The organism is Marinobacterium mangrovicola (assembly GCF_004339595.1).
Lineage (GTDB): Bacteria > Pseudomonadota > Gammaproteobacteria > Pseudomonadales > Balneatricaceae > Marinobacterium_D > Marinobacterium_D mangrovicola.
The window spans coordinates 228,491-254,253 of record NZ_SMFU01000007.1 but is presented as its reverse complement, the minus strand read 5'-3'; the positions used below and the strand labels follow the sequence as shown (position 1 = coordinate 254,253).

Annotated in this window: 13 protein-coding genes; 9 read left to right on the top strand and 4 right to left on the bottom strand. The window is 57.0% G+C overall.

Annotation, left to right across the window (positions count from 1 at the left end; translation table 11 throughout):
* Positions 1-172: 172 nt before the first annotated feature.
* Positions 173-1,780, bottom strand: coding sequence for a nif-specific transcriptional activator NifA (gene nifA, locus CLV83_RS02050; protein ID WP_207894680.1), 1,608 nt, complete (start codon positions 1,778-1,780; stop codon positions 173-175).
* 10 nt (positions 1,781-1,790) lie between these two features.
* Entirely contained in the window at positions 1,791-3,374 is a 1,584-nt protein-coding gene (nifL, locus tag CLV83_RS02045) for a nitrogen fixation negative regulator NifL (RefSeq protein WP_132286799.1), read from the bottom strand.
* A gap of 283 nt (positions 3,375-3,657) precedes the next feature.
* On the opposite strand from nifL, the gene rsxA reads away from it, so the two are divergent.
* From rsxA to CLV83_RS02000, 9 genes are all read left to right on the top strand, one after another.
* Entirely contained in the window at positions 3,658-4,230 is a 573-nt protein-coding gene (gene rsxA, locus CLV83_RS02040) for an electron transport complex subunit RsxA (protein WP_132286796.1), read from the top strand.
* A 28-nt stretch (positions 4,231-4,258) separates the two neighbouring features.
* Positions 4,259-4,783: an RnfABCDGE type electron transport complex subunit B gene (locus CLV83_RS02035; RefSeq protein ID WP_132286793.1), complete on the top strand. Its 525-nt coding sequence runs from the start codon at positions 4,259-4,261 to the stop codon at positions 4,781-4,783.
* 27 nt (positions 4,784-4,810) lie between these two features.
* A complete protein-coding gene (gene rsxC / locus CLV83_RS02030; RefSeq protein ID WP_132286791.1) occupies positions 4,811-6,334 on the top strand; it encodes an electron transport complex subunit RsxC in 1,524 nt (507 codons plus the stop codon).
* Entirely contained in the window at positions 6,331-7,395 is a 1,065-nt protein-coding gene (locus CLV83_RS02025; protein ID WP_132286789.1) for an RnfABCDGE type electron transport complex subunit D, read from the top strand. Before rsxC ends, CLV83_RS02025 begins: the two co-directional genes overlap by 4 nt.
* A 2-nt stretch (positions 7,396-7,397) precedes the next feature.
* Entirely contained in the window at positions 7,398-8,096 is a 699-nt protein-coding gene (gene rsxG / locus CLV83_RS02020) for an electron transport complex subunit RsxG (RefSeq protein ID WP_243642256.1), read from the top strand.
* On the top strand, positions 8,093-8,794 hold the full coding sequence (locus CLV83_RS02015) for an electron transport complex subunit E (protein ID WP_132286786.1): 702 nt from the start codon (positions 8,093-8,095) through the stop codon (positions 8,792-8,794). The genes rsxG and CLV83_RS02015 overlap by 4 nt, the downstream gene beginning before the upstream one ends.
* Complete coding sequence (locus tag CLV83_RS02010; RefSeq protein ID WP_132286783.1) at positions 8,791-9,057, top strand: RnfH family protein; 267 nt, start codon at positions 8,791-8,793, stop codon at positions 9,055-9,057. Before CLV83_RS02015 ends, CLV83_RS02010 begins: the two co-directional genes overlap by 4 nt.
* A gap of 263 nt (positions 9,058-9,320) precedes the next feature.
* Positions 9,321-11,234: a bifunctional diguanylate cyclase/phosphodiesterase gene (locus CLV83_RS02005; RefSeq protein WP_132286780.1), complete on the top strand. Its 1,914-nt coding sequence runs from the start codon at positions 9,321-9,323 to the stop codon at positions 11,232-11,234.
* Positions 11,231-11,911 carry a transglutaminase-like cysteine peptidase gene (locus CLV83_RS02000; RefSeq protein WP_132286777.1) on the top strand — a complete coding sequence of 227 codons (681 nt, stop codon included), beginning with the start codon at positions 11,231-11,233 and terminating at the stop codon, positions 11,909-11,911. The genes CLV83_RS02005 and CLV83_RS02000 overlap by 4 nt, the downstream gene beginning before the upstream one ends.
* Positions 11,912-12,088: 177 nt before the next feature.
* Here CLV83_RS02000 and CLV83_RS01995 read toward each other — a convergent pair whose 3' ends face one another.
* The gene (locus CLV83_RS01995) at positions 12,089-18,697 is read right to left on the bottom strand and encodes a retention module-containing protein (RefSeq protein ID WP_132286774.1); all 6,609 of its coding nucleotides are present in this window, start codon (positions 18,695-18,697) and stop codon (positions 12,089-12,091) included.
* A gap of 269 nt (positions 18,698-18,966) precedes the next feature.
* Positions 18,967-25,299, bottom strand: a complete 6,333-nt coding sequence (locus CLV83_RS01990; RefSeq protein WP_279387514.1) for a retention module-containing protein — start codon at positions 25,297-25,299, stop codon at positions 18,967-18,969.
* Positions 25,300-25,763 lie beyond the last annotated feature (464 nt).

The following is a 25,763-nucleotide window of genomic DNA, read 5'->3' as shown; positions in this document are numbered from 1 at the left end:
TGACGGGCTTTTTCCTTGTGTCTTGTGGTACAGACAGCGGCGCTTTGTCATATCTGCGACATCGCTATTTGTTAGCCATGATCGGCCATTGATACTGCTCACAGACAACCGCCAGATAACAGAAAGCCCCGCAGCGGGCGTGCCGGTGCGGGGCTTGGGTTAACTGTTCAGATCAGATCTTCTTCACATCGATATTCATGGTCTGGATACGATAGGCGATCTGACGCGGTGTCATGTTCAAAAGACGCGCCGCCTTGGCCTGAACCCAACCGGCCTGCTCCAGCGCAGCGATCACCCGCTCCCGCTCATCGAGCCCGGGATCATCCAGCATCGGTTCCGGTTCACTGGCTGAAGGTGCCATTGATGATGACATCGGCATGCTGCTCGGCCCCGGTGCTGCCGAGCGCTGCATATCCAGCCCCTGCAAAGACAGGGTCTGCGGCTCGATATTGCCGTCTTCCGTCATGATCGCCGCACGCTCGAGTACGTTTTCCAGCTCGCGCACGTTACCCGGCCAGTTATGCCCCATCAGCACGCGGATCGCCGCGTCCGAGATGCTGAGCTTGCGCCCCTGATTTTGTGACAGCTTGTCGAGCAGGAAGCTGCACAGCTCCGGCAGGTCCGCCTTGCGCTCACGCAGGGCCGGCAGGTTGATCGGCATGATGTTGAGGCGGTAGTAGAGATCCTCACGGAAGTGCCCTTCCCGCACCTCTTTTTCCAGATCACGGTTGGTCGCCGCTACGATCCGCACGTTAACCCGGATCGTCTTGTTACCACCGACACGTTCGAACTCGCCTTCCTGCAGCACACGCAGCAGCTTGGCCTGGAACAGCGGCGAGATCTCACCGATCTCATCGAGGAACAGGGTCCCGCCATCGGCCTGCTCGAAACGCCCCTGTCGCATCTTCACGGCGCCGGTAAACGCTCCCTTCTCATGGCCGAACAGCTCCGATTCCAGCAGGTTTTCCGGCAGTGCCGCGCAATTCAACCGCACAAAGCTGTTGTGGGCCTTGGGCGAGTTGTAATGAATCGCGCAGGCGACCAGCTCTTTACCGGTACCGGATTCACCGCGGATCAGCACCGTGGTGTCCCACTTGGCGACGCGGCGTATCTGGTCGAACACCTGCTTCATCGGCGTGGTGTGACCCACCATCAGGTTTTCGAAGCCGAACTTGGCACGTACGGTACGACGCAGTTCGTCGCGTTCATCGGTGATATTCCGCTGCTGGGTCTGCACCTGGGCCAGCAGTCGTACCGCCTGCACCACCAGATTGGCAACCATCTCCATAAACCGCGACTCGTCCGCCAGGAACTCTTCCAGCTCCGAGGCGGGCTGGGCGCTGAGCACGCCAATCACTTCGCCGCTCTGATCCTTCAGTGGTACGCCGATAAAAGGCGCTTCCCAGTCATACAGCGCGAGGCGGTCCAGGAACTTGGGCTCGGAGGAGAGGCGCATCAGTACCACCGAGTTTCCGCTTTGCAGTATGGTGCCAATAATCCCCTCGCCACGCCGGTAGCGCACGGCGTTCTTGGCCTGTTGAACCATCTCCGAACCGCTATGCACAGCGCTCACGCAGAGTTCTCCAAGCTCGGGATCCATCAGTGCTACCAGGCCATGCTTCATGCCGCCCTCTACGTGTAGCACTTTGAGTAGCTCTTCCAGGCTGGCATTCAGATCCAGCGACCGCGTTAATGTCCGGCATACGATACTGAGTACGCTGAGCTGCCGGTCGAGGAGCTCGGAACGGTTACGCGGGGTGAAGATTCCTTGCATCGTCATAATCGGCTCCTTAGCTGCGGGCTGTTCCCAGGGGTAGATGGACACAGACTCTGCAGCCCTCCTGATAGAGGGGATCGATATGTACAGTTCCCAGGTGCTCGGCGACAATCTCCTGAACGATAGTCAGGCCCATACCATAACCGGCTCCCTTTTTAGTATTGGGCTTGGTGCTGAAAAACGGCTCGAACACACGGGTGCGGTTCTCTTCGGACACACCGGGTCCGGTATCAGAAATATTCACCACCACATCACCGCCTTCCACACGCGCGACGATGCTGAGCTCACGCCGTGACGCTCCGCTGGATGCCATCGCCTCTATAGCGTTATCGACCAGCTGCTTGAACAGGCTATGCAGACGACTTTCGAACCCGATCATGGCGGGCATATGCAGCGGCGGATGCCAGTCGACAAGAATTCCGTGCTTAAGTAGATCGCCGGTAGAAAGCTCCAGCACATTGCGCAGCAGCTCATTCATGTTGATGGAGGATTTAACTCCCGGCGTTTCGTTCGGCACCGCCTGCTCCAGCTTTTCGCGCGCCTCATTACCGGCATCGATCGCCTCACGCAGTGCGCCGATCACCTGCTCGGTCAGCGCGTGCTCATCACCCTTACGCTGCTCCAGCATGCGCACGGCGGCGTTCATCAGGTTGAGCGGCCGCTGGAACTGATACAGCGCGCCATTGAGCGCCTCGCGCATGCTCTGCAGCGCTTCCTCTTCGGCGATCAACAGCTTGAGCGCGTTCATCTGTTCGGCATGCTGACGGCGACGCAGCTCGGTGACATCGTTGATCACCAGCATCAGGTAGCGTCGCTCCGGCTGAGCGAAGAAAGAATCCGCGGTTTCATCGCCGATCTCTATCATGCTGCCATCGATGGAGAACCAGCGCGGCGTGCTGTTGCGACCGATTTCGAGCCGGATCTCGTAGTCGGTAAAACCGATACCTCGATCACGAATCGCCTTCAGACGCTCGCCCATCTCATCCTGCAGCGCGCGCAGAATCACGTGGCTCGGCTCCTGCGGGCACATGTCGGTAGCCAGGGTTTTATAGGCCAGGTTATCGAGCACAATGCTCTCATCTTCATCGAGCAGCACCATCGCCACGTTGGCCGCGTTGACCGCCTTTTCGATCATCGCCTTCTGGTTCTGCACCCGCTGCTCCAGCGAGTAAAGCTCGGTGACGTCTCTGTGCATGCCCAGATAGTGGATCGGCTGGTTCTCTTCATCCAGCACCGGAGCCACCATCAGCTCGGCCAGGTAGCGCTTGCCATCCTTGCGCCGGTTTACCAGCACACCGGACCAGGGTTTCTGCTGCTGCAGGCGCCCCCAGAGTGCATCGTAAACCAGCCGGGGCGTGTTGCGGTTGGAGAGAACCGACTCGTTGCGACCAAGCACCTCATTGGCCTCATAACCGGTTTCCTTGGTAAACGCTTTGTTGCTGTACAGAATGTTGGCGTGAAGATCGGTGATTGAGATCGCCACCGGCGAATGCTCTACGGCCTGAAAAAACACGCTGGGCGGAAGCCCCTGCAGCAGATCGCTGTTTTCCAGAACCGGAGTCTCATCGGTGATACCTGGCTTCTTCGTTTTCGCCATGCTCTCAGCTCCTAAAGTGACGGGATAACTTGAAGAAGCAATTACTGCGCCACCCGATCGGCGACTTATATATAGAGAAAAACCACACAGATTAAGAGGTCAATGTCGTAAGCACGACACATAAAAGTGCACGCCTGCACCGATCTGTTACAAACACAACAATGTCGCTATTCACACAGGCAACGCAAAAGCCTTCTTTATATTTTTCAACAAGTTAACCATGGCATGCTTGCTGCACTCAGCACTCCAGAGACTGCATCCCCGTCTGGAGGTAAAGCGCGACATGGAACTGATCACCCTTTTCATCGGCACCGTACTCGTCAACAACGTGGTACTGGTCAAATTCCTTGGCCTCTGTCCGCTGATGGGGGTCTCCAACAAATTCAGCACAGCCACCGGCATGGGTTTGGCGACCACCTTCGTACTTACCCTGTCCAGCGTCTCCAGCTGGTTGATGGAGTACTACATTCTGGAACCGCTAAATCTGCAGTTCCTGCGCATCATCTCGTTCATTCTCGTGGTCGCCGCCGTGGTCCAGTTCACCGAAATGATGGTGAAAAAAACCAGCCCGTTGCTGCACCAGACCCTGGGTATTTTTCTGCCGTTGATCACCACCAACTGCGCCGTGCTGGGTGTGGCCCTGCTGAACGTGCAGGAGGGGCTCAGCTTTATCGAGAGCGTTATCTACGGCCTGGGGGCTTCGATTGGCTTCTCGATGGTCCTGATCATTTTCGCCGGCCTGCGGGAACGACTGGCGCTGTCGAACGTGCCGGCCACCTTCGCCGGTGCTCCGGTAGGACTGGTCACCGCCGGCCTGCTGTCGATGATTTTCATGGGTTTTGGCGGACTCGTCTGAGCCTGCCCGTAAATAGGAGATATTCGCCATGGTAACTGCTGTTGCTGTCCTGACCCTTCTCGGACTCGCCCTCGGGCTGCTGCTGGGCTACGCCGACAAGGTGTTCGCGGTGGAGGAGAACCCCATCGTCAAGGAAGTGGAATCGATGCTGCCCGGTACTCATTGCGGCCAGTGCGGCTTTCCCGGCTGCAGCGGCGCCGCCGAAGCAATGGTAGCCGGCGATGCAGAAGTCACCTGCTGCCCTCCGGGTGGCCGGGCCCTGGCCCAGGCCCTGGCGGAAAAGCTGGGCGTGGAGGCAGACCTTTCTGGCATGTCTTCGGAGCCGATGCTGGCCAAGATCGAGGAGTCACTCTGTACAGGCTGCTGCCGCTGCTACCGGGTCTGCCCAACCGACGCGATCATGGGTGCCAACAAGCAGATTCACGTGGTGTTCGCCGATGCCTGTACCGGCTGTGGCAAATGCGTAGATGCCTGTCCGGAAGACTGCATTGCGATGCAGCCTGAACAGGAATCCCTCGACAACTGGCACTGGCCTAAACCGGCGGCAGCCTAACCAACGGAATCAGCGGCGGAAGAAGTTATGTTTGGAAAACTGAAAATCCGTGGTGGCGTACACGCCGAAGAGCGCAAGGAGCAGAGCACCGGCCTGCCGATCCATATTCTGGGCATTCCGCCGGTATTGAAACTGCCGCTGCGTCAGCACGCCGGCCGGCCGGCTGATCCGGTGGTTAAAGTAGGTGATCATGTACTCAAGGGACAGCTAATCGCCACCTCTACCGGCGACGACGTCTGTGCCTCGCTGCATGCGCCCACTTCGGGCACCGTCACCGCCGTTGGGCCGGTGACTGCGCCCCACCCCTCCAGCCTGACTACCGATGCAATCACCATCGAACCGGATGGTCTGGACAAGGGACTCGAATCGCTGGAAAGCAGCGACCCCATGCTGTTAACAGCCGCTGAGATCGCCGACCGTGTCGATCAGGCTGGAATCGTTGGCCTTGGCGGTGCCACCTTCCCGGCGGCACTTAAGCTCAAATCTGGCGCCCGCCAGAAGATCGATACGCTGATCCTTAACGGTAGCGAATGCGAGCCCTACCTCACTTGCGATGACATGCTGATGCGTGAGCGCGCCGAAGGGATCATCTCCGGTGCACGGCTGATTCAACGCGCCATCGGTGCTCGCCGCATCGTCGCCGGCATCGAAGACAACAAGCCGGAAGCGATAGAGGCGATGCAAGCCGCGGCCGCAGGGTTTGATGATGTCAGCGTGCAGGTGATTCCGGCGCGTTATCCCATGGGCTCGGCCAAGCAGCTGATCCACGCAATCATGGGCCGCGAGGTTCCTGCCGGCGGGCGCAGTTCCGAGGTCGGTGCACTGGTTCACAACGTCGCCACCGCCTTTGCCGTGCATCAGGCGCTCTATGACAACCGCCCACTGCTGTCGCGCATCGTCACCCTCTCGGGACAGTGTATCGACACCCCACGTAACGTCGAAGTGCTACTCGGCACACCGGTCAGCTGGCTGCTAGAGCACAGTGGTGGCCTCACCGAGACGCCGGCCCGCATCGTGATGGGCGGGCCGATGATGGGCCAGATCCTGCGTACCCAGGATGTGCCGATCACCAAGGGTGCCAGCGGAATTCTTGCCCTGGCCGAGCCTGAAATCAGCAAGACCGAATCCTCCCCCTGCATTCGCTGCGGCAGCTGCGTTAACGCCTGTCCCATGGGATTGGTGCCTCTGGAGATGGCACGCCACTCCAACGCCGAAGACTTCGAGGGCGCCTCCGAATTTGGCCTTAGTGACTGCATTCTCTGCGGTTCCTGCGCCTATGTCTGCCCTTCGCATATCCCGCTGGTGCACTACTTCCAGTTCGCCAAAGGCGAATTAAGTGCCAAACGTGAACAGACACGCCGGGGCGAGCTGACCAAATCCCTGTCGGAAGCGCGCAACGCACGGCTTGAGAAAGAAGCAGCCGAGAAAGCCGCGGCCAAGGCCGCCAAAGCGGCGAAAGCGAAAGCCGCCAAGGAAGCCCGCGAAAAGGCCAAGGCCGAAAAAGCGGCCCAAGAAGCTAAAGAGCAAGCAAACGAGGAAAGCGGATCATGAATCAACTGGTCTCCTCCCCCCACGCCCATAACCGCAGTTCCGTGCAGCAGACCATGCTATTGGTCTGCGCGGCACTGCTGCCAGCCACGCTTTACGGGCTTTATCTGTTTGGCTGGCCAGCGATCAACCTGTTTTTACTCTGCCTGGCAACTGCTATCGGCAGTGAGGCTGCGTGCCTGAAGCTTGCGGGACGCTCCACCCAGAGCTGCTGGGACGGCTCGGCGCTGCTGACCGGCTGGCTGATCGCCATGACCCTGCCACCCTGGGCGCCCTGGTGGATCGCCGTAGTCGGTACTCTGTTCGCGGTGGTGATCGGCAAGCACTTATATGGCGGCCTGGGCCAGAACCTCTTCAACCCGGCCATGCTGGCCCGTGTCGGCCTGCTGATCTCCTTCCCGGTGGAGATGACCACCTGGATCGATGTCACCCCTATTACCAGCGCCGCGGCGCCCGGCTTTATCGACAGTCTGGCGATCACCGCCGGCATCACGCCAATCCCGGATGCGGTGACCGGTGCGACGGCCCTGGGACACGTCAAAACCGCGTTGACCATGGATGTGACAGTGCCGGATGCGATGGCCGAGTCCTACAGCGCCGGCAGTGCCTTCTTCGGCAATATTCGCGGCAGCCTGGGGGAAACCTCCGCCCTTCTGCTTCTGCTGGGCGGGCTGTTCCTGCTCTACAAGCGCGTGATCAGCTGGCATATCCCGGTTTCAATGCTGGGCACCCTGGTAGTTCTATCGCTGATATTCAGTCTGGTGAATCCGGATCGTTTTGAGCCGCCACTGTTTCATCTGCTCACCGGTGCAATGATGCTCGGCGCCTTCTTTATCGCCACCGACATGGTCACCTCTCCGACCACGACCACTGGCCAACTGGTGTTTGGCGCCGGCATCGGGGCTGTGGCCTTCATTATCCGCAGCTGGGGCTCCTTCCCTGAAGCGATCGGTTTTGCGGTGCTGTTTATGAACGCGGTCACCCCGATTATCGACCGTTATTTCCGCCCTCGTATCTATGGCTACACCCTCACTGGCAAGCCGATTAACACAGGCAAGGAGTGATCATGAGCAACGATGGCATGACAACCACACCGATCATACCCAGCTACACCCGGGGTATCGGTTACCAGGCTGGCCTGCTTGGCGGCATGGCGATGCTGGTCAGTATCATTCTGATGTTAGGTGAGCACGGTACCCGCGAGGATATTCAGGCGCGGATGGAAGAGGATCGGCAAGCGATGCTGTCGCAGGTGCTTCCCGCCAGCCTTTACGACAACAATCCGCTGGAGAGCACCACAAAGCTCGATGGTAATCCCTTTGGCGGCGACCCCACTGTGTTCCTGGCCAGCAAAGACGGCCAATTAACCGGCGCGGCCTTCGAGGTGATCGGCCAGGGCTACAGTGGCGACATCATCGTCCTTATCGGCATCAATGCCAATGGCGAACTCACCGGTGTGCGCACCATCGCCCATGCCGAGACGCCTGGCCTGGGTGACAAAATAGAGATCGCGAAAAACGACTGGGTCACCAGCTTTAACGGCTTTTCACTGGAGAACCTGTCGGAGAAACAGTGGGCCGTGAAGAAGGATGGCGGTGAGTTTGATCAGTTTACCGGGGCGACAATTACCCCTCGCGCCGTGGTTGGCGCCGTCCATGAAGGACTGCAGGTGTTCCGCGATCAGAAGGCGCATCTGCAGAGCGCCGTGACCGATCAGAGCCACCTATCATCCACTAAGCAGGCAACAGAGGAGGCGCCGCAATGAGCAGCCCATCCTACAAAGAGATCTGGAGCGAGGGGCTCTGGCACAACAATGTGGTGATGAGCCAGATGCTGGCTCTCTGCCCGCTTCTGGCCGTTACCACCACCGCCAGTAACGGCCTTGGCATGGGGCTCGCTTCGCTGGTGGTGATGGTGGTCTCCAACATGCTGGTCTCAATGATCCGCGGCCTGATCACACCTCAGGTGCGTATCCCGGTGTTTATTGTGCTGATCGCGGCGATGGTCACCATGGTAGATATGTTCCTCAACGCCTGGATGCATGAGCTGTACAAGGTGCTCGGGCTGTTTATTCCGCTGATCGTCACCAACTGCGCGATCCTTGGCCGGGTTGAAAGCTTTGCCTCAAAGCAGCGGGTATTGCCGTCGATGCTGGACGGTTTCGCCATGGGCATCGGTTTTACCTGGGTACTGGTGCTGCTTGGCGCCATGCGCGAGTTTTTCGGTGCCGGTACCCTGTTCGCTGACGCCTCACTACTACTCGGCAACTGGGCAGCGGCTATTGAGATGAATATCTTCCCGGATTACGGCGGCACCCTGCTGCTGATCCTGCCGCCCGGTGCCTTTATCTGCCTGGGACTGATGCTGGCGGGTAAACGGGTTATCGATCGGGTGCTGGAGAAACGCCGCACCGCAGCAGCTGAACAGGCGACCGACGAGAGCTCACTGGAGGGCGCGGTATGAAGGTGGCTGTCGCTTACGCAAGCAGTAACAAACAGGAGTGGCTCAACCTGAATGTGGAGGATGACTGCACCGTTGAGGATGCCATCATTCAGTCCGGCATTCTGCGGCGCTTCCCAGAGATCAACCTGAAAACCCAGAAGATCGGGATTTTCGGCAAGATGACCAAGCTGCAGGCTAAATTGGCCGACGGCGACCGGGTGGAGATCTATCGCAAAATCGTCCGTGTCATGGATGAAGATGACGACGATGATGATGACGATTGAGATCCGCTGATCCTACATTCCTTGAAAACAGCCGGTGCCCCAAAGCAACCGGCTGTTTTTGTTAAACACGGCGTTATATTAGCTTTTAAATAACAACAAATCGGAACTAAACTGACTCTTAATTCATCGCTGCAATATACCAGCCTGCTCGGGACCGCAGCCGTTGAATCCATTCAATCCAAAAGGCCAGCTTGTCCAGCCGTCAGTGGCTGAGGTGCCGCAGCAGCCAATGTCCAGTGGCTGTTTGAGAAGGGAGTCTGTCGATGACGCTGTCCAAGCAGCTGATGCTGTTGATTTCTGCCATGTTCCTGGCGATCTTTGCCATCAACTTCTACACCAGCCTGAACAATATCCGTGGCTATCTGCAGGATGAATCAGAGATCCACGCCCAGGATACCGCCACCTCCCTAGGGCTCTCACTAAGCCCCTATATCCTCGATGAAGACGACACCATTCTCTCTACCATGGTGAATACCATCTTCGACCGCGGCTATTACCTGGAGATCCTGCTGGAGAACATAGACGGCAACGAGCTTGTTCGCCGCACCAACCCGAAAACCTTTGAAGATGTACCGGAGTGGTTCACCGAGCTATTCCCGATGCAGACCGCTACCGCAGAATCCGAAATCGACGCCGGCTGGGTCGTCGGCGGTACCATCTACGTTACCATCCACCCGGGGCTGGGTTATCTGAAGCTCTGGCAGCAGGCGAAAGACTCGCTGATGTTTGCCGCCATCTGCCTGGTCATTTTTATCGCGCTTCTGTTCCTGATTCTGGGTTTGGTGCTGCGACCACTGGGCGTCATCAACAAACTGGCATTGAGTATTGCCGACGGACATTTCGGCAAGATCGACAAACTCCCCTGGACCACCGATATCCGCAATGTCGCCAAGTCGATGAACCTGATGTCAGGCAAAATCGAGAAGGTAATCACCAACCTCAACAACCGCCTGGAGGAAACCGGCAAGCGGCTGCGGGTGGATGAACTCACAGGGCTGGAGACCAAGGCCACCTTTGAAACCGAGATGAAAGACCGCTTCATGTCGCGTAAAGAGGGATACCTGTTTATCCTGCGCATCGACGAACTCGGCAAACTGGCGTCCCAGCTCAGCAGCGACAAGGTCGACACCTTTATCAAATCCTTTGTCACCGAGACCCGCGAAGCGCTGAAGGACCAGGGCGTCGCCGGCGACTTCATGTACCGTATTGTCGGCGCCGAATTTATCCTGATCACCGACTGTAAGAACCAGGAAAGCGCTGAAGCGCTCTGTAAAGCCGTGCTCAACCGCCTTGAAGCCCTGGGTAGCGAGTACAACAAAGAAAGCGTGGCCCATATCGGCGGCGTACCGCTGGATCCGCAGGGCACCACCGCCTCGCTGGTGTCTGCCGCTACCGAGGCCTATGAAAAGGCCCGCCTGATCGGTCAGAACAGCTTCGCCATCACCCAATACAGCGCCAATACCCGCAGCATGGATGAGTGGAAACAGCTGGTGGGTCAGATCGTTGATAAACGCCTGGTGAAAGTCGATTACGGCGTTAAAGCCTACAGCCTTGCCGACGGCAAAGAGGATATTCTGGTCCTTGAAGAGGCGATGTCGCAGGTATTCGATGAGAAAGGCGAAGCACTGCCGATCGGTACCTTTATCTCTGTAGCGGAAACCCTCGGCCGTATTCTCGAGTTTGACCTCAACATCGTCACCCGCGTACTGGAATATATCCGCCGCGAGAAGGTGGAACACGATGTCGCCGTGAACCTGTCGTTCACTGCCCTGGCTAGTAACGAATTCCGTGGCGACCTGTTCAAACTGTTGGAAGACAACAAGGATATCGTCAGCCATCTGGTGTTCAGTATCACCGCCTACGGCGCGACACGGGATATGAAGTCCTTCGAAAGCTTTATCAACTTTGCGCACCGCAACGGCGCCAAGGTGATCCTGAAACGCTTTGAAAGCCGCTTTATCCCGATGGACAGCCTCAAACAGTTCCGCCTCGACTACATCAGGCTGGCGCGCATCTACACCGAAAACATCGGTAACGATGCCGAGAAGCGCCGTCTTGTGGAAGCGATGAAAGAACTGGGCGAACTGCTCAACGTCAACATCCTCGCGGAGTCGGTCGAAAGCGACAACGACTACCAGGCAGTGCGCGAGATCGGACTGACAGCGGCAAGCCGATGAACAGATCCCTGAAACCCTGCTGGCGGCTTGGGCGCCGGGCGCTGGGCTGTTTCAGCCTGGGCCTGGCTCTCAGTTTGAGCCCTCAGGCCAGCTTCGCCAAAGGCCTGGTCGAATTCAGCCCCGCTCTTCTGAACCGCGTCGAGGCCAAGTTTGGCCGAGGCGCGGTGATGCGCCTCAACGCACTGAAGGAGCTGGTGGACAACAACCAGTCGGCCACGGAAATGGACAAGGTCAAGGCGGTCAACGACTTCTTCAACCAGGTGCCCTACTATACCGACCCGGTCCACTGGAAAATGAAGGACTACTGGGCCACACCTTTCGAGAAGCTGACCACCTACGGCGGCGACTGCGAAGATTACGCCATCGGCAAGTACTTCACCCTGCGCGAACTCGGCGTCCCAGACGATCGCATGCGCATCATGTACGTCAAGGCGCTGGATTGGGGCGAAGCCCACATGGTGCTGACCTACTTCCCCAAGCCCCGCTCCATCCCGCTGGTGCTGGATAACCTCAAGCCCCAGATCCTGCCCGCTAACCAGCGCAAGGACCTGGTACCGGTCTACAGCTTCAACGCCGACAGCCTCTGGCTGGCGAAAGAACGAGGCGTAGGTAAACGGGTGGGCAGCTCAAGCAAGCTGGGGTTATGGACCGATCTGCAGAGAAGGATTGATCAGTAAGGCGGGATCTAATACGGCAGGAAATCAGCCTTGGAAATGAGAAAGCCCCGGCCGAAACGTCGGGGCTTTTTTCTGTACCGTGGGTAGACCGTTATTCAGCATTGATAATGCACTAGTCATAAACCCACGAAAAAGGCCGGCGTGTTAGCGCCGGCCTTTTAATTTCTAACTCAATGATTAGCTATTATCGACGTTCAGGTTGCCGTTGCTAATCAAGGTACTGAGGTCCTCTCCTGTTACGCCATCCAACTCAATGACCTGATCTGCAGCAGCGGCAGCATCAGTAGCGTTGCCTGCGCCGCCCATTCCACCTGTAGTGCTGATATAGAGGGTAGTTTTATCAACGTTATTATCGTCTACATAGATGTATTGATCGATTGTAGCTTCAGTTTCATCAACCAACAGATCCGCCAGATCAAGCACATCTCCTTCTCCGGTGTTGAAGTCAGTCACTGTATCAACAGCGGAGTTACCTGCCCCAACACCACCTTCATCACCGGCATTCCAGACGAAGATATCGGCATCGGCGCCGCCGGTGAGGATATCGTTGCCTTCTCCACCGATAAGAATGTCGTCGCCCGCCAACCCACTGAGGGAGTCATCACCGCCACCCCCTACAAGAATGTTGGCTTCAGAATCACCTGTAAGAGTATCGGACTGCTCAGAACCGATAATATCCGGGGAGGCAGCGTTAGTTGTCGCAACAACGCCGGATACACTGTCAGAGTAGTCTTCAGTACCTTCCGGCAACAGGAGGATGTCTATGTTGCCACCAGCCGTATCGTTATCACCATCGATAACCTGGACCGGCACACTGAACTCTACCGGTTCACCTGGCAGCAGAGCAGTGGTACCAAAGTCCCCGATCTGAAAGTTATCTGTACCAGTATTGGTAAACTCAAGGCTGTTGTAACCATTCGCCGTAAAGGCTGACAACACAGTCCCTTCCGTAACACCCTCAACACTGGCTGTGCCGTTGGCGTTAAAGATAACGTCGAATGAATGGAGTCCCACAATAACGTTATATGCAGCACCTATACCTGCAACAGTTGAGGAGATCTGAACTGTTTCATTGTTATAACTGATGCCTACTACCGTAATTGTGTCGGCAACTCCATTACCGACGCTCCCCGGCGTCCCCACAGTATCACCACTATCATCATCATCGAACGCCTCCATCGTCACAGTCGCATCCGTAGCTGCCTCAAACATCGCAGAGGCACCATTGACCATATAGTGGCCATCGAAATAGTGGTCACGATCAGCAGGATCGGTATCGTAGTCAGTTCCCTGCGGGTTGCCCCACAGGTCAGTAACGAAATCGATACGCATACCTTCTCCGCCATCCACGAAGGAGTTATCTACGCCCCCTGTATTAGCAGTTGTATTGACCGAACCGGCATTAATCGGTGTAAGCAGCAGGTCGGGGCTATCGTTATCGTCATCATTGATAGCCTGCCCAGACTTTGTCCCAGTCGCAAAGCCAGCCCAGCCGCCGTTACCACCGACAAAGTTATAGCCTCCATCGTTAAAGTCTATATCGACAGAGCCTCCATCCACAGTACCGACCAAGTTCAGCTGATAGGTATCCTGTCCATAATCATCGACGCTGAGCGAGATAGTGAATATCACTCCAGCCGCGGTAGACCCAGTCAGCAACGAACCGTCCGGAGATACGCTATAGGTAATGTCCAAACCGCCAGAAGTCATCTGTACACCAGCTGAATTCAGCGCGGCAGTTCCATCCAACGATGAAGAGAAATGAACTGTACCCTCAGTATCGCCACCATAGTTATCTTCTACCTGACCATCTATATCCAGCAGCCCAGACAGCGAGTTGCTAGCAGTGTTGACCAAGTAAGCATTCTCGGGATTGATGACACTCGGCACATCGTCGTCGAAGCTGACGTTGCTGCCCAGGTCCACGCTCACGGTGGTGGTCGCTGTGTCGTTATCGCTGTCCACCACGGTCGCGGTCGCACTCAGGCTGACCAGACCGTTCGCCAGTGACACGTTGGTGTTGTCGTTCGTGGCATCCACGTCTTCCGGCAGGTGATCGATCGCTGCGGTCTGAGTCAGGGTGACTGTGCCGCTGCCATCCACGCTGATACGGAACACTTCGCCCGCTCCCACAGTGCTACCAACCACGGCACCGCCTACCAGGCTCAGGGTGATCGCTTCTCCACCGCTGGTCAGGCCAGAGTCGGTACCGTTACCGCCAGTGATGCTCAGGCTGTAACCGCTCAGGCTGGTGCTGCCTGCACCGTCTGCACCGTAGGTCGGTGTGACGGCAGCCAGCATCGCCGCTGCAAAGCTCGCAGTATCGCTGTCCGGGCCACCAAGGGTGTCGGCATCCTGGGTGGTCAGCGTGATGTCGGCATCGGCTACCACACCTGCGATGACACTCGGCACATCGTCGTCGAAGCTGACGTTGCTGCCCAGGTCCACGCTCACGGTGGTGGTCGCTGTGTCGTTATCGCTGTCCACCACGGTCGCGGTCGCACTCAGGCTGACCAGACCGTTCGCCAGTGACACGTTGGTGTTGTCGTTCGTGGCGTCCACGTCTTCCGGCAGGTGATCGATCGCTGCGGTCTGAGTCAGGGTGACTGTGCCGCTGCCATCCACGCTGATACGGAACACTTCGCCCGCTCCCACAGTGCTACCAACCACGGCACCGCCTACCAGGCTCAGGGTGATCGCTTCTCCACCGCTGGTCAGGCCAGAGTCGGTACCGTTACCGCCAGTGATGCTCAGGCTGTAACCGCTCAGGCTGGTGCTGCCTGCACCGTCTGCACCGTAGGTCGGTGTGACGGCAGCCAGCATCGCCGCTGCAAAGCTCGCAGTATCGCTGTCCGGGCCACCAAGGGTGTCGGCATCCTGGGTGGTCAGCGTGATGTCGGCATCGGCTACCACGCCTGCGATGACGCTCGGACCGTCATCCAGGAAGGTAACCGTAAAGTTATCCTGCGCCGGATCGCCTTCGTTGTCGGTGATATTCGCCGTTACATCTACAACGATCGGATCATTCGGGTCGGTATCATCCGGGTGGGACATAGCGTGCAGTTGAGTGACCGTGTAGGTTCCGTCGCCATTGACGACGATTTTCCAGTCACCGTTATCCGCGGCCAACGTCTGAGTTGCGTTATTCCAGGTTGCACCGGTGGCGCTGAGGCTCAGTGTGCCGGCACTGTCGTTGCCGTAGGAGGTGGAGAAGTCTTCGGTCACCGAATCCAGACCGCCGGTCTCATCAAGAACAGCGTTATCGACTTCAATTTCCGGTTTGGAATCAGGTCCAATCGTAATAGTCAGAGTGGCCTGAGATGTGTCGCCATCGGCGTCGGTGATCTCATAGACCACATCGATGCTGCCCTCTTCACCCGCTGAGGGGGTGTAAGTCACGCTGTCAGTACCGGTCACAACCGCGGAGCCAGCACCGCTGTTGGAAACGATGCTGGTTACGGTAGCGCCATCAGCGCCCTGGATGTCATTGGCCAGTACGTTGTAGGTGACAGCGGAGTCTTCATCTGTACCGGCGCTATCGTTAACGGCGGTCGGACCATCATCGTAGAAGGTCACGGTGAATACGTCCTGCGCCGGATCACCTTCATTATCAGTGATATCGGCGGTCACACTTACCACAACCGCGTCGTTCGGATCGCTGGCATCGGGGTGAGTCATGGCCTGCAGCTGGGTGACGGTGTAGGTGCCGTCGCCATTAACTACGATCTGCCAGTCACCATTATCGGCAGCCAGTGTATTGGTAGTGCCATCCCAGGTAGCACCGGCAGCGCTCAACGCCAGGGTACCGGCACTGTCGTTACCGTAGTTGGTGCTGAACGACTGGGTATCGGAGTCCAGACCGCCAGTTTCGTCAACGCTGGCGTTAGCCACGCTGATGGTCGGCTCGGAGTCTTCACCGATAGTAATGGTGAGGGTGGCCTGAGAGGTATCGCCATCGGCGTCGGTGATCTCATAGACCACGTCGATGCTGCCCTCTTCACCCGCGGCAGGGGTGTAGGTGACGCTGTCGGTACCGGTCACAACCGCAGAGCCCGTGCCGGTAGTGGAGACGATGCTGGTCACGGTAGCGCCATCGGCACCCTGGGTGTCGTTAGCCAGCACGTTATAGGTCACCTGCGTATCTTCCACAGTGCTTGTGCTGTCATTAACCGCGATTGGGCCGTCATCCAGGAAGGTTACGGTGAATACATCCTGCGCCGGATCACCTTCGTTATCGGTGATATCAGCGGTCACGCTTACCACGATCGCATCGTTCGGATCGCTGGCGTCCGGGTGCGTCATCACCTGCAGCTGAGTCACGGTGTAGGTGCCATCGCCATTGACGACGATCTGCCAGTCACCGTTATCGGCTGTCAGGGTGTCCACGCCATCCCAGGTCGCACCAGCGGCGCTCAATGCCAGGGTACCGGCGCTGTCGTTACCGTAGTTGGTGCTGAACGACTGGGTATCGGAGTCCAGACCGCCGGTCTCGTCAACGCTGGCGTTAGCCACGCTGATGGTCGGCTCGGAGTCTTCTCCAATGGTGATGGTAAGAGTGGCCTGAGAGGTATCGCCATCGGCGTCGGTGATTTCGTACACCACCTCGATGCTGCCCTCTTCACCCGCGGCAGGGGTGTAAGTCACGCTGTCGGTACCGGTCACAACTGCAGAACCGATGCCTGTGGTGGAGACGATGCTGGTTACAGTAGCACCGTCAGCACCCTGGATATCGTTACTCAGAACGTCAACGGTAACCGGAGTATCTTCAGCAGTGGTAGAGCCATCATCCTTGGCAGTCGGAACGTCGTCGATAATTTCAACAACGATACTGGCAGGCGCTGAACTTACTGTGCCGTCCGATACCGTCAGAGTGAATGTATCCTGCTCAGGACCTGCTTCATCGGTGGTAGCCTGAGTCAGTTCATATTCATAAGTCGCCACGCCGGTGGCGGCATTGTAGGTGGTGACGGTAAACGTGCCGTGCTCTCCAGCAAAGCTGGTACCCGCCAATGCAGCCAAGGCAACAGTCGTGCCGTTGATGGTGACGCTCTGCAGGTCGTCGAGACCATCCGGATCAGAAACAGAGAAGGTACCGTAGGCAAACTCGGACGCAGAAGCGGCATCGGAGCCAGCCGGCAAGCCAGCTTCGTAAACCACATCGGCGCTGCCATCGGCCAGCGGGTTGGCAGTGATTTCCGGCGTATCGTTCTCACCGGCAACGTTGATGGTGACATCAGCAAAGCTGCCCGGGTTAACACCGTCGGTGACCTGGTAGGCGTTTTCAAACACGACCGCCAGGGATTCACCACTATCCAGCGCTGTCTGCGCCGCAAGCCCGGCATCATTCAGAACAAAGGTGTAAGAACCGTCAGCGGCGATGCTGAGATCACCGTATTCATTGCTGAGCTGAATCTGGGAACCGGTAGGAATAACTACGGAAAGGTTACCTGCAGCGGCATCGCCATCTTCATCGGTATCGTTCGGCAGAACGTTGCCGGAGACGCTGACACCTTCACTCAGGTTTGCGGAGTCATCGATAGCCACCGGCGTAGTATCGTCATCAAAGATGGTCACGGTACCGCTGGCGGCATCCGGGTTAACGGTCGCGTTATCTGCGCTCAGCAGCTGAATACCGAAGGTTTCATTACCTTCATCCAGTTTGTCCTGCTGGATATAAACGGTCACCGGGATAAAGGTAGTACCAGCCGGGATAACAACGGACTGCGGCCCAATGCTGCCGTCATACCAGTCGTCTCCGTAGGTCGCATCACCACCACCAAGCTGGTAGGTCACGGTGACATCCTGGTCGTAGGCCTGGCTCAATACCAGGTTAAAGGTTACCTCTTTGGCACTGCCAGGGTCTGAGCCTTCCAGAATGCTGACGTTATTACCGCTGACCAACACAGGATAATCTTCGGTCGGGGTGTCCGGCACAGTAGGATCGGTCGGGTCAGTGGGATCAGTAGGATCGGTAGGATCCGTCGGGGTATCGACGCTGACTTCAACGCTGACGGTGGGCAGATCTTCAACAAGAATACCCTCTTCGCCCTGCGGCTGTTCGACAGAGGAACTGATTCCGATGGTATCGTAACCAGCAGTCGGGTCGACTTCGCCACCGGAACGGTTAACAACTACAAAGTCCGCACCTTCATTACCGCCAGGTCCACCGGCACCGCCGGCTCCGGCACCTGGAGCACCTGCAGCAGTCGCTTCACCAACAGCGGTCGGGTCCTGACCCGCCAGGATTGCTGCCTGGATTGCATCGATGTCGCCAAAGGACTCACCGTCAGTCACGGCTTCGCTGGTGTCAAACTCATCAGCAGGAGTAAAGGTATCGCTGGACGCGAGCCAGCTCTGACCGCCTTCAAGGACGACGGGGCCACCCACTTCAAGCGTGAGGTTAATACGGGAATCTGGACCGGTGCGGATAACTTCGTCGGCGTAGATAAGATCGCCGGCCATGAGAATTCTTTCAGAGCCATCAGCAGCAACAGCAACCACAGTGCCGCTTACGGCGGTAACACTGCCGATGACTTCACCGGCTTCCTGGGGCAGGAGACCCTCAGTACCGATACCCGCATCTGCTGCTACCCAACTATCACCGCTGGAAAGGGCAACAGCTTCACCGTTGGTGAGCGTGACTTCAATACGACTGTCTTCCGCAGCCCGAACAACATCGTCGGACAGGATGGAATCACCCAGCGCCAGAGGGCGTTCCGTTCCATCGGGAGAAACTGCAACGGCCGTGCCCTGCAGGAAAGAGACTGTTCCAATTACGTCTGACATGATCCACCTCTGATATAGCTCTTATACTTCGAACCAAAGGTGCGTCCTTGCCCATCGCAGTAAGGCATTCCATGCCAGTCACGGCCATACTTTTTCCGTACCGTTTTGTCGGCAGGCAAAGCGTTCAAATAACCATGCGTCTAATGCCAGTTAAGCAGTTTCTGATTTAGAAGGTACTGTACCCTGGTACATAAGCGTGATCTCATACAGACAAATAACGAAAAAGCCCGCCGGATAAAGGCGGGCTTCGGTCTTTCTGAGCTCAACGATCAGGACTGGTCGATAGAGAGGTTTCCATTATTAATCAGGGCTGCCAATGCATCGGCGTCTGATGCAGAGGATCCGGGTGACCCTGCCAACTCATTAAATGACGTGTTTTCAAGCACAACCTTCTGATCCACATCTGTGCCCGCTCCCCCGGACTTGATTGCAACTTCCACGTTACCGCCACTCTCGGTGAGCTCGAGGTAATTATCCAGCAAGGCTTGAACACTTGTCGCTTCGATATCACCGCTGCCATCCACTGCGTAAGACTCGCCTTGCAGCAGATCGCTTAGATCAAGCACGTCCCCTTCATCCACACTGAAGTCGAGCACCCGATCTTCAGCAGGCGAATCACTGTTGGAATCCCCCGTTTGCCAGACAAAGGTATCGGCGCTAGAACCACCGGAGAGAATATCGTCACCCGCACCACCGATCAGGATATCGTCACCCTCCTGTCCATAGATAATATCGTTGCCTATCCCACCGATCAGGATGTCATCGCCACCATCGCGACCACTTTCCTCTGCAAGCTCGGCGTGATTATCACGGATATAGGCGAGCGTATCTTCACGAGTCCAGCCAGTATCGCTACCTTCTCCGTTCTCCAGAGCCTGAAATACGTCGTGTCCTGAACCCTTTGGAAGATCAATTCCCTGGGTCCGGGCGAGCGTGTCAGTATTAAGCGCATCACCGAAGATGAGATCATCCCCCATGCCGCCTTCGATCAGATCCGCACCCACAGCATCGAGGTTAGAGACCGGCGCCAACCCCACCAGCGTGTCACCCAGGGAAGTCACATCATCCAGAGGGATGTACTCACCGGTCGCCACCGTGTTAAGCGCGCCCGCCTGAGCACTGTCCGGATCTGTAATGCTGACCCCAATGGAATAAACGGTACCAAGTGATTTAAGGAGGTCCACTTCGCTGATGTTATCCGGACCAAACACGCTCCCATAGCCGGAGAAAGTGCCTGTCGCATTCTCCAGGGGAGCTGTTCCGCCAGAAAAGTAGTCCCAGTGCACGACCCCGTTGTTATCGAGAAACCGGTTAGGAAGCCCGTCTGATACAAAGACCGTCTGGTTGATGGCATCACCGTCGACGGCACTGAGCCAATCGTAGGCTTTTTCCAATCCGGCTTCATAGTTGGTATTCCCATCCGCCACCAGCACTTCAGCCACATAAGCTTTCGCGGCCGCGACACCTGCGGGTGTAGACAGATCGAACGGCTCAGCATCGGTGGCGTAGTCAGAAAATGTCACCAACCCCAGACTGACAACTCCATCAGCATAGCCACTCAACGTATCAATATAAGCTTCAACTGCAGCTTTGTATTGAACCAAGTCCCGGTCATGGTCATTCATACTGCCTGATACATCGAGTATCAGCGCTATATGGTAATCCTGAGTCTGCTCCACCGAGGTAACGCCGCCTACATCACCGACGAGAATATCGTTGTCACCGCCTAGGGTGTCCAAGGTGTTGTCATCATTGTCACCAAAGAGATGCAGGTCCGGCAGATTTTCTTCAGACAGCGTGACTTCAATTTCCGTAGAGCCGCCTTTACCGTCTGCGGCGACCACCGTGATCACATGCTCATTGGGGCCGGCCTCGAAATCATTCGCAAAGGACTTAAACCCCGCATCGGTCAAACTGATCTCGCCCGTTGCACTGTTGATGGTAAACAGGTCGTTATCGAACGCATCGGTCTGATTGTCGCTGATGCTGTACGTCAATGTATCGCCGTCTTCATCACTGGCCGACACAGTGGTCAATACCGCCATCGTGCCGCTGTTCTCCGAGTAGGAGGCATCGAATGAATCTTTGTCGAACTCCGGATCAGTATTGCCATCAATCACCGGAACGCTGGTTTCACCTGCTGTCACCAGGCGCTCATATTCAGCCCCACCTGAGCTTACTCCGACAATACTGTTGGAAAGCTCGTCCTGGCTGCCAAGATCGCCTGCGCTGTAACTGATCGTCGCTGAACCGCTTGTCTCTCCCGCGAGAATGGTGATCGTTTCACCACTGGCCAACTGGAACACCAGATTCTGATTTGGATCGATATCTCCCGGAGATCCAGAGAGCTGAATGGTGTAAGTGATCTCTCCCCCCTCATCCGAGATTTCCTCGGTGGAGGTGCTCAACGTCGCAGTGACCGCATCAATGGTGTCATTGACGGTCACGGTAGCGGTGTCGCTGCTATCCAAGGCTTCGAAGTTACCGCCGCTAACGCTGCTGATGCCCACTTCGTAGCTCTCGCCATCCACATAGACATCGTCACCCTGCACATCGAAGGGCTCGGAAGTGCCAGAGGTTTCGCCGACACCGATGGTGATGGTGGCGCCGTTATCCAGAGTGATGACCAGCGGACTTTCAGTAACCGGCGCGCCCAGGGTGGCGCTGATGCTGGCCGTCCCGCTGCCTTCGCTAACACTGATATCACCGAGCGTGATAACGGTGGTATCAATGGTGTCATTCACAGTGACAGTGGCGGTATCGCTGCTATCCAGGGCTTCAAAGTTACCGCCGCTGACGCTGCTGATGCCCACTTCGTAGCTCTCGCCATCGACGTAGACATCGTCACCCTGCACATCGAACGGTTCGGAAGTACCGGAGGTTTCACCGACCCCGATGGTGATGGTCGCGCCGTTATCCAGGGTGATGACCAGTGGTGATTCGGTTACGGGAGACCCCAGGGTGGCGCTGATGCTGGCCGTCCCGCTGCCTTCGTTCACGCTAATGTCGCCGAGCGTGATAATGGTGGTATCAATGGTGTCATTCACTGTGACAGTGGCGGTATCGCTGCTATCCAGGGCTTCGAAGTTGCCGCCGCTGACGCTGCTGATACCCACTTCATACCTCTCGCCATCCACGTAGACATCGTCACCCTGCACATCGAACGGTTCGGAGGTGCCGGAGGTTTCGCCGACACCGATGGTAATGGTGGCACCGTTATCCAGGGTGATGACCAGTGGTGATTCGGTTACGGGAGACCCCAGGGTGGCGCTGATGCTGGCGGAACCACTGCCCTCGTTGACCGTGACATCTGACAGCGTAATGACCGTGGTATCGATGGTGTCACTGACGGTCACGGCAGCGGTGTCGCTGCTATCCAAGGCTTCGAAGTTGCCGCCGCTGACGCTGCTGATGCCCACTTCGTAGCTCTCGCCATCCACGTAGACATCGTCACCCTGCACATCGAACGGTTCGGAGGTGCCGGAGGTTTCGCCGACACCGATGGTAATGGTGGCACCGTTATCCAGGGTGATGACCAGTGGTGATTCGGTTACGGGAGACCCCAGGGTGGCGCTGATGCTGGCGGAACCACTGCCCTCGTTGACCGTGACATCTGACAGCGTAATGACCGTGGTATCGATGGTGTCACTGACGGTCACGGCAGCGGTGTCGCTGCTATCCAAGGCTTCGAAGTTGCCGCCGCTGACGCTGCTGATGCCCACTTCGTAGCTCTCGCCATCCACATAGACATCGTCACCCTGCACAGCGAACGGCTCGGAAGTGCCGGAGGTCTCACCGACACCGATGGTGATGGTGGCACCGTTATCCAGGGTGATGACCAGTGGTGATTCGGTTACGGGAGACCCCAGGGTGGCGCTGATGTTGGCCGTCCCGCTGCCTTCATCGACCGTGACATCCGACAGCGTTATCACGGTGGTATCGATGGTGTCATTGACGATGACAGTGGCCGTATCGCTAGAGTCCAGGGCTTCGAAGTTACCGCCGCTGACGCTGCTGATACCGACTGCGTAGCTTTCACCATCGACATACGGGTCATCACCCTGCACATCGAAGGGCTCGGAAGTGCCGGAGGTTTCACCCACACCGATGGTAATCGTGGCGCCGTTATCCAGGGTGATGACCAGTGGTGATTCGGTTGCGGGAGACCCCAGGGTGGCGCTGATGCTGGCTGAGCTGCTGCCCTCGTTGACCGTGACATCTGACAGCGTAATGACCGTGGTATCGATGGTGTCATTGACGGTCACGGTAGCGGTGTCGCTGCTATCCAGGGCTTCGAAGTTGCCGCCGCTGACGCTGCTGATACTGACTGCGTAGCTTTCGCCATCCTCATAGACATCATCGCCCTGCACGTCGAACGGTTCGGAGGTGCCGGAGGTTTCCCCCACACCGATGGTAATGGTGGCACCGTTATCCAGGGTGATGACCAATGGGGATTCAGTGACCGCGGCCCCCAGAGTCGCCGTAATGCTGGCGGAACCGCTGCCTTCATTAACGGTAATATCACCGAGGGTAATCACAGTCGTATCGATGGTGTCGTTAATGGTGACGATAGCGGTATCGCTGCTATCCAGGGCTTCGAAGTTACCGCCGCTAACGCTGCTGATACCGACTGCGTAGCTTTCGCCATCCACATAGACATAGTCACCCTGCACATCGAAGGGTTCGGACGTAGCGGAGGTTTCACCCACTCCGATGGTGATGGTGGCACCGTTATCCAGGGTGATGACCAGTGGTGATTCGGTTACGGGAGACCCCAGGGTAGCGCTGATGCTGGTCGAACCGCTGCCTTCATCAACCGTGACATCCGAGAGCGTAATCACGGTGGTATCGATGGTGTCATTGACGGTCACGGTGGCGGTATCGCTGGAGTCCAAGGCTTCGAAGTTACCACCGCTAACGCTGCTGATACCGACTGCGTAGCTTTCACCATCGACATACGGGTCATCACCCTGCACATCGAAGGGCTCGGAAGTGCCGGAGGTCTCACCCACTCCGATGGTGATGGTGGCACCGTTATCCAGGGTAATGACCAACGGACTTTCAGTGACCGGCGCGCCCAGGGTTGCGCTGATGCTGGCGGAACCACTGCCTTCGTTCACGCTAATGTCGCCGAGCGTAATAACGGTGGTATCAATGGTGTCATTGACGGTCACGGTGGCGGTATCGCTGGAGTCCAGGGCTTCGAAGTTACCGCCGCTGACGCTGCTGATACCCACTTCATAGCTCTCGCCATCCACGTAGACATCATCACCCTGCACATCGAAGGGCTCGGAAGTGCCGGAGGTTTCACCGACACCGATGGTGATAGTGGCGCCGTTATCCAGGGTGATGACCAGCGGGCTCTCGGTTACGGGAGACTCAATGGTGGCGCTGATGTTGGCCGTCCCGCTGCCTTCGCTAACACTGATATCACCAAGAGTAATGACAGTAGTATCGATGGTGTCATTGACGGTGACAGTGGCGGTATCGCTGCTATCCAGGGCTTCAAAGTTACCACCGCTAACGCTGCTGATACCGACTGCGTAGCTTTCACCATCGACATACGGGTCATCGCCCTGCACGTCAAAGGGCTCGGAAGTGCCGGAGGTCTCACCCACTCCGATGGTGATGGTGGCACCGTTATCCAGGGTGATCACCAATGGAGATTCAGTGACCGGAGCACCCAGGGTTGCGCCGATGCTGGCCGAGCCACTACCTTCATCGACCGTGACATCTGACAGCGTAATGACAGTAGTATCAATGGTGTCATCGATGGTTACGGTAGCCGTATCGCTAGAGTCCAGCGCTTCGAAGTTACCGCCGCTAACGCTGCTGATACCGACTTCGTAGCTCTCGCCATCGATATAAGGATCATCACCCTGAATCTCAAACGGGGTAGACTCACCCGTTGTCTCTCCTACCGGAATGGTAATGACAGAGCCATTATCCAGGGTAATAACTACTGGGCGTCCAGTAACAGGCTCTGAGAGAGTCGCCGATATAGCGCCCGAACCGCTGCCTTCATTAAGCGTAATATCGCTAAGCGAGATGACTGCCTCAAACAGAACGGGATCAGGCTCGACCACTCCCTCCTCGCCCTCGGGCTGTTCAACAGTGAACCCGATCCCATCAGTCTGATATCCCGCAGTCGGGTCAACTTCCCCTGCCGTCCGGGAAAGGATAACGAAGTCAGCACCCTCATTACCTCCGGGACCAGCAAACGCCCCAGCACCGGGGGCGCCGGCAGCAGTAGCTTCACCTATAGCTGTAGGGTCCTGACCTGCCAGGATCGCCGCCTGGATATCGTCCACATCCTGGAAGCTTTGAGGATCTGCGGTAGCCGAGCTGTTATCAAACTGATCTGCGGGCGTGAAGGTATCTGCGGAAGCAAGCCAACTCTGACTACTATCGAGGGCGACGGACTCTCCCGTCATCATGGAGATTTCGACCCGGGCATCAGGGCCGGTTCGAATCAATTCATCGGCGTAGATAAGGTCACCGGCAAACAGCACACGTTCACTGCCGCTGGCATCAACCGCCACAACTGATCCACTAACGATGCTAACTGTTCCGACCGCTTCAGCTTGAACGGCCGAATCCATATCTGCACCGGCCCAGGTATCACCCGCGCTGAGGGTCAGTGTTTCACCATCGGTAAAAACAAGCTGAACACGACTATCAGAGGTGGTCCGAATTTGATCGTTTGAAAAGATCCCATCACCAACCTCTAGTTGGCGCTCGGTTCCGTTACCTGATACAGCAATCACATCCCCATTTAAAGAGACAACGTTCCCTGTCAACGCAGCCATTTTGGCACCTCATCCAGATTGAGTTGTAAGACCCGACCTCCTGTCGAGCTTCATCCTTGAAGTAAAAACGTTCCTGGCAACTTGCACCACTGTACCCTGGTACTAGGAGATCTTCTTATCCGACTGACCGGGCATCCGCTGCTGGATAAACAACCGCCCACCTGCCAGAACTCTTGATTCAGCCGAAAATTCGCTAAGTCATTATTTGATCAGGAATTAAACAGAAAAACTGACATGAAAAACTTTTACAATTCGCG

Excerpts from the sequence above, each read along its gene's own strand:
- nifA (WP_207894680.1), bottom strand. The coding sequence starts at position 1,780 with ATGACGATGCAAGGAATCTTCACCCCGCGTAACCGTTCCGAGCTCCTC.
- nifL (WP_132286799.1), bottom strand. The coding sequence starts at position 3,374 with ATGGCGAAAACGAAGAAGCCAGGTATCACCGATGAGACTCCGGTTCTG.
- rsxA (WP_132286796.1), top strand. The coding sequence starts at position 3,658 with ATGGAACTGATCACCCTTTTCATCGGCACCGTACTCGTCAACAACGTG.
- CLV83_RS02035 (WP_132286793.1), top strand. The coding sequence starts at position 4,259 with ATGGTAACTGCTGTTGCTGTCCTGACCCTTCTCGGACTCGCCCTCGGG.
- rsxC (WP_132286791.1), top strand. The coding sequence starts at position 4,811 with ATGTTTGGAAAACTGAAAATCCGTGGTGGCGTACACGCCGAAGAGCGC.
- CLV83_RS02025 (WP_132286789.1), top strand. The coding sequence starts at position 6,331 with ATGAATCAACTGGTCTCCTCCCCCCACGCCCATAACCGCAGTTCCGTG.
- rsxG (WP_243642256.1), top strand. The coding sequence starts at position 7,398 with ATGAGCAACGATGGCATGACAACCACACCGATCATACCCAGCTACACC.
- CLV83_RS02015 (WP_132286786.1), top strand. The coding sequence starts at position 8,093 with ATGAGCAGCCCATCCTACAAAGAGATCTGGAGCGAGGGGCTCTGGCAC.
- CLV83_RS02010 (WP_132286783.1), top strand. The coding sequence starts at position 8,791 with ATGAAGGTGGCTGTCGCTTACGCAAGCAGTAACAAACAGGAGTGGCTC.
- CLV83_RS02005 (WP_132286780.1), top strand. The coding sequence starts at position 9,321 with ATGACGCTGTCCAAGCAGCTGATGCTGTTGATTTCTGCCATGTTCCTG.
- CLV83_RS02000 (WP_132286777.1), top strand. The coding sequence starts at position 11,231 with ATGAACAGATCCCTGAAACCCTGCTGGCGGCTTGGGCGCCGGGCGCTG.
- CLV83_RS01995 (WP_132286774.1), bottom strand. The coding sequence starts at position 18,697 with ATGTCAGACGTAATTGGAACAGTCTCTTTCCTGCAGGGCACGGCCGTT.
- CLV83_RS01990 (WP_279387514.1), bottom strand. The coding sequence starts at position 25,299 with ATGGATTCGGCCGTTCAAGCTGAAGCGGTCGGAACAGTTAGCATCGTT.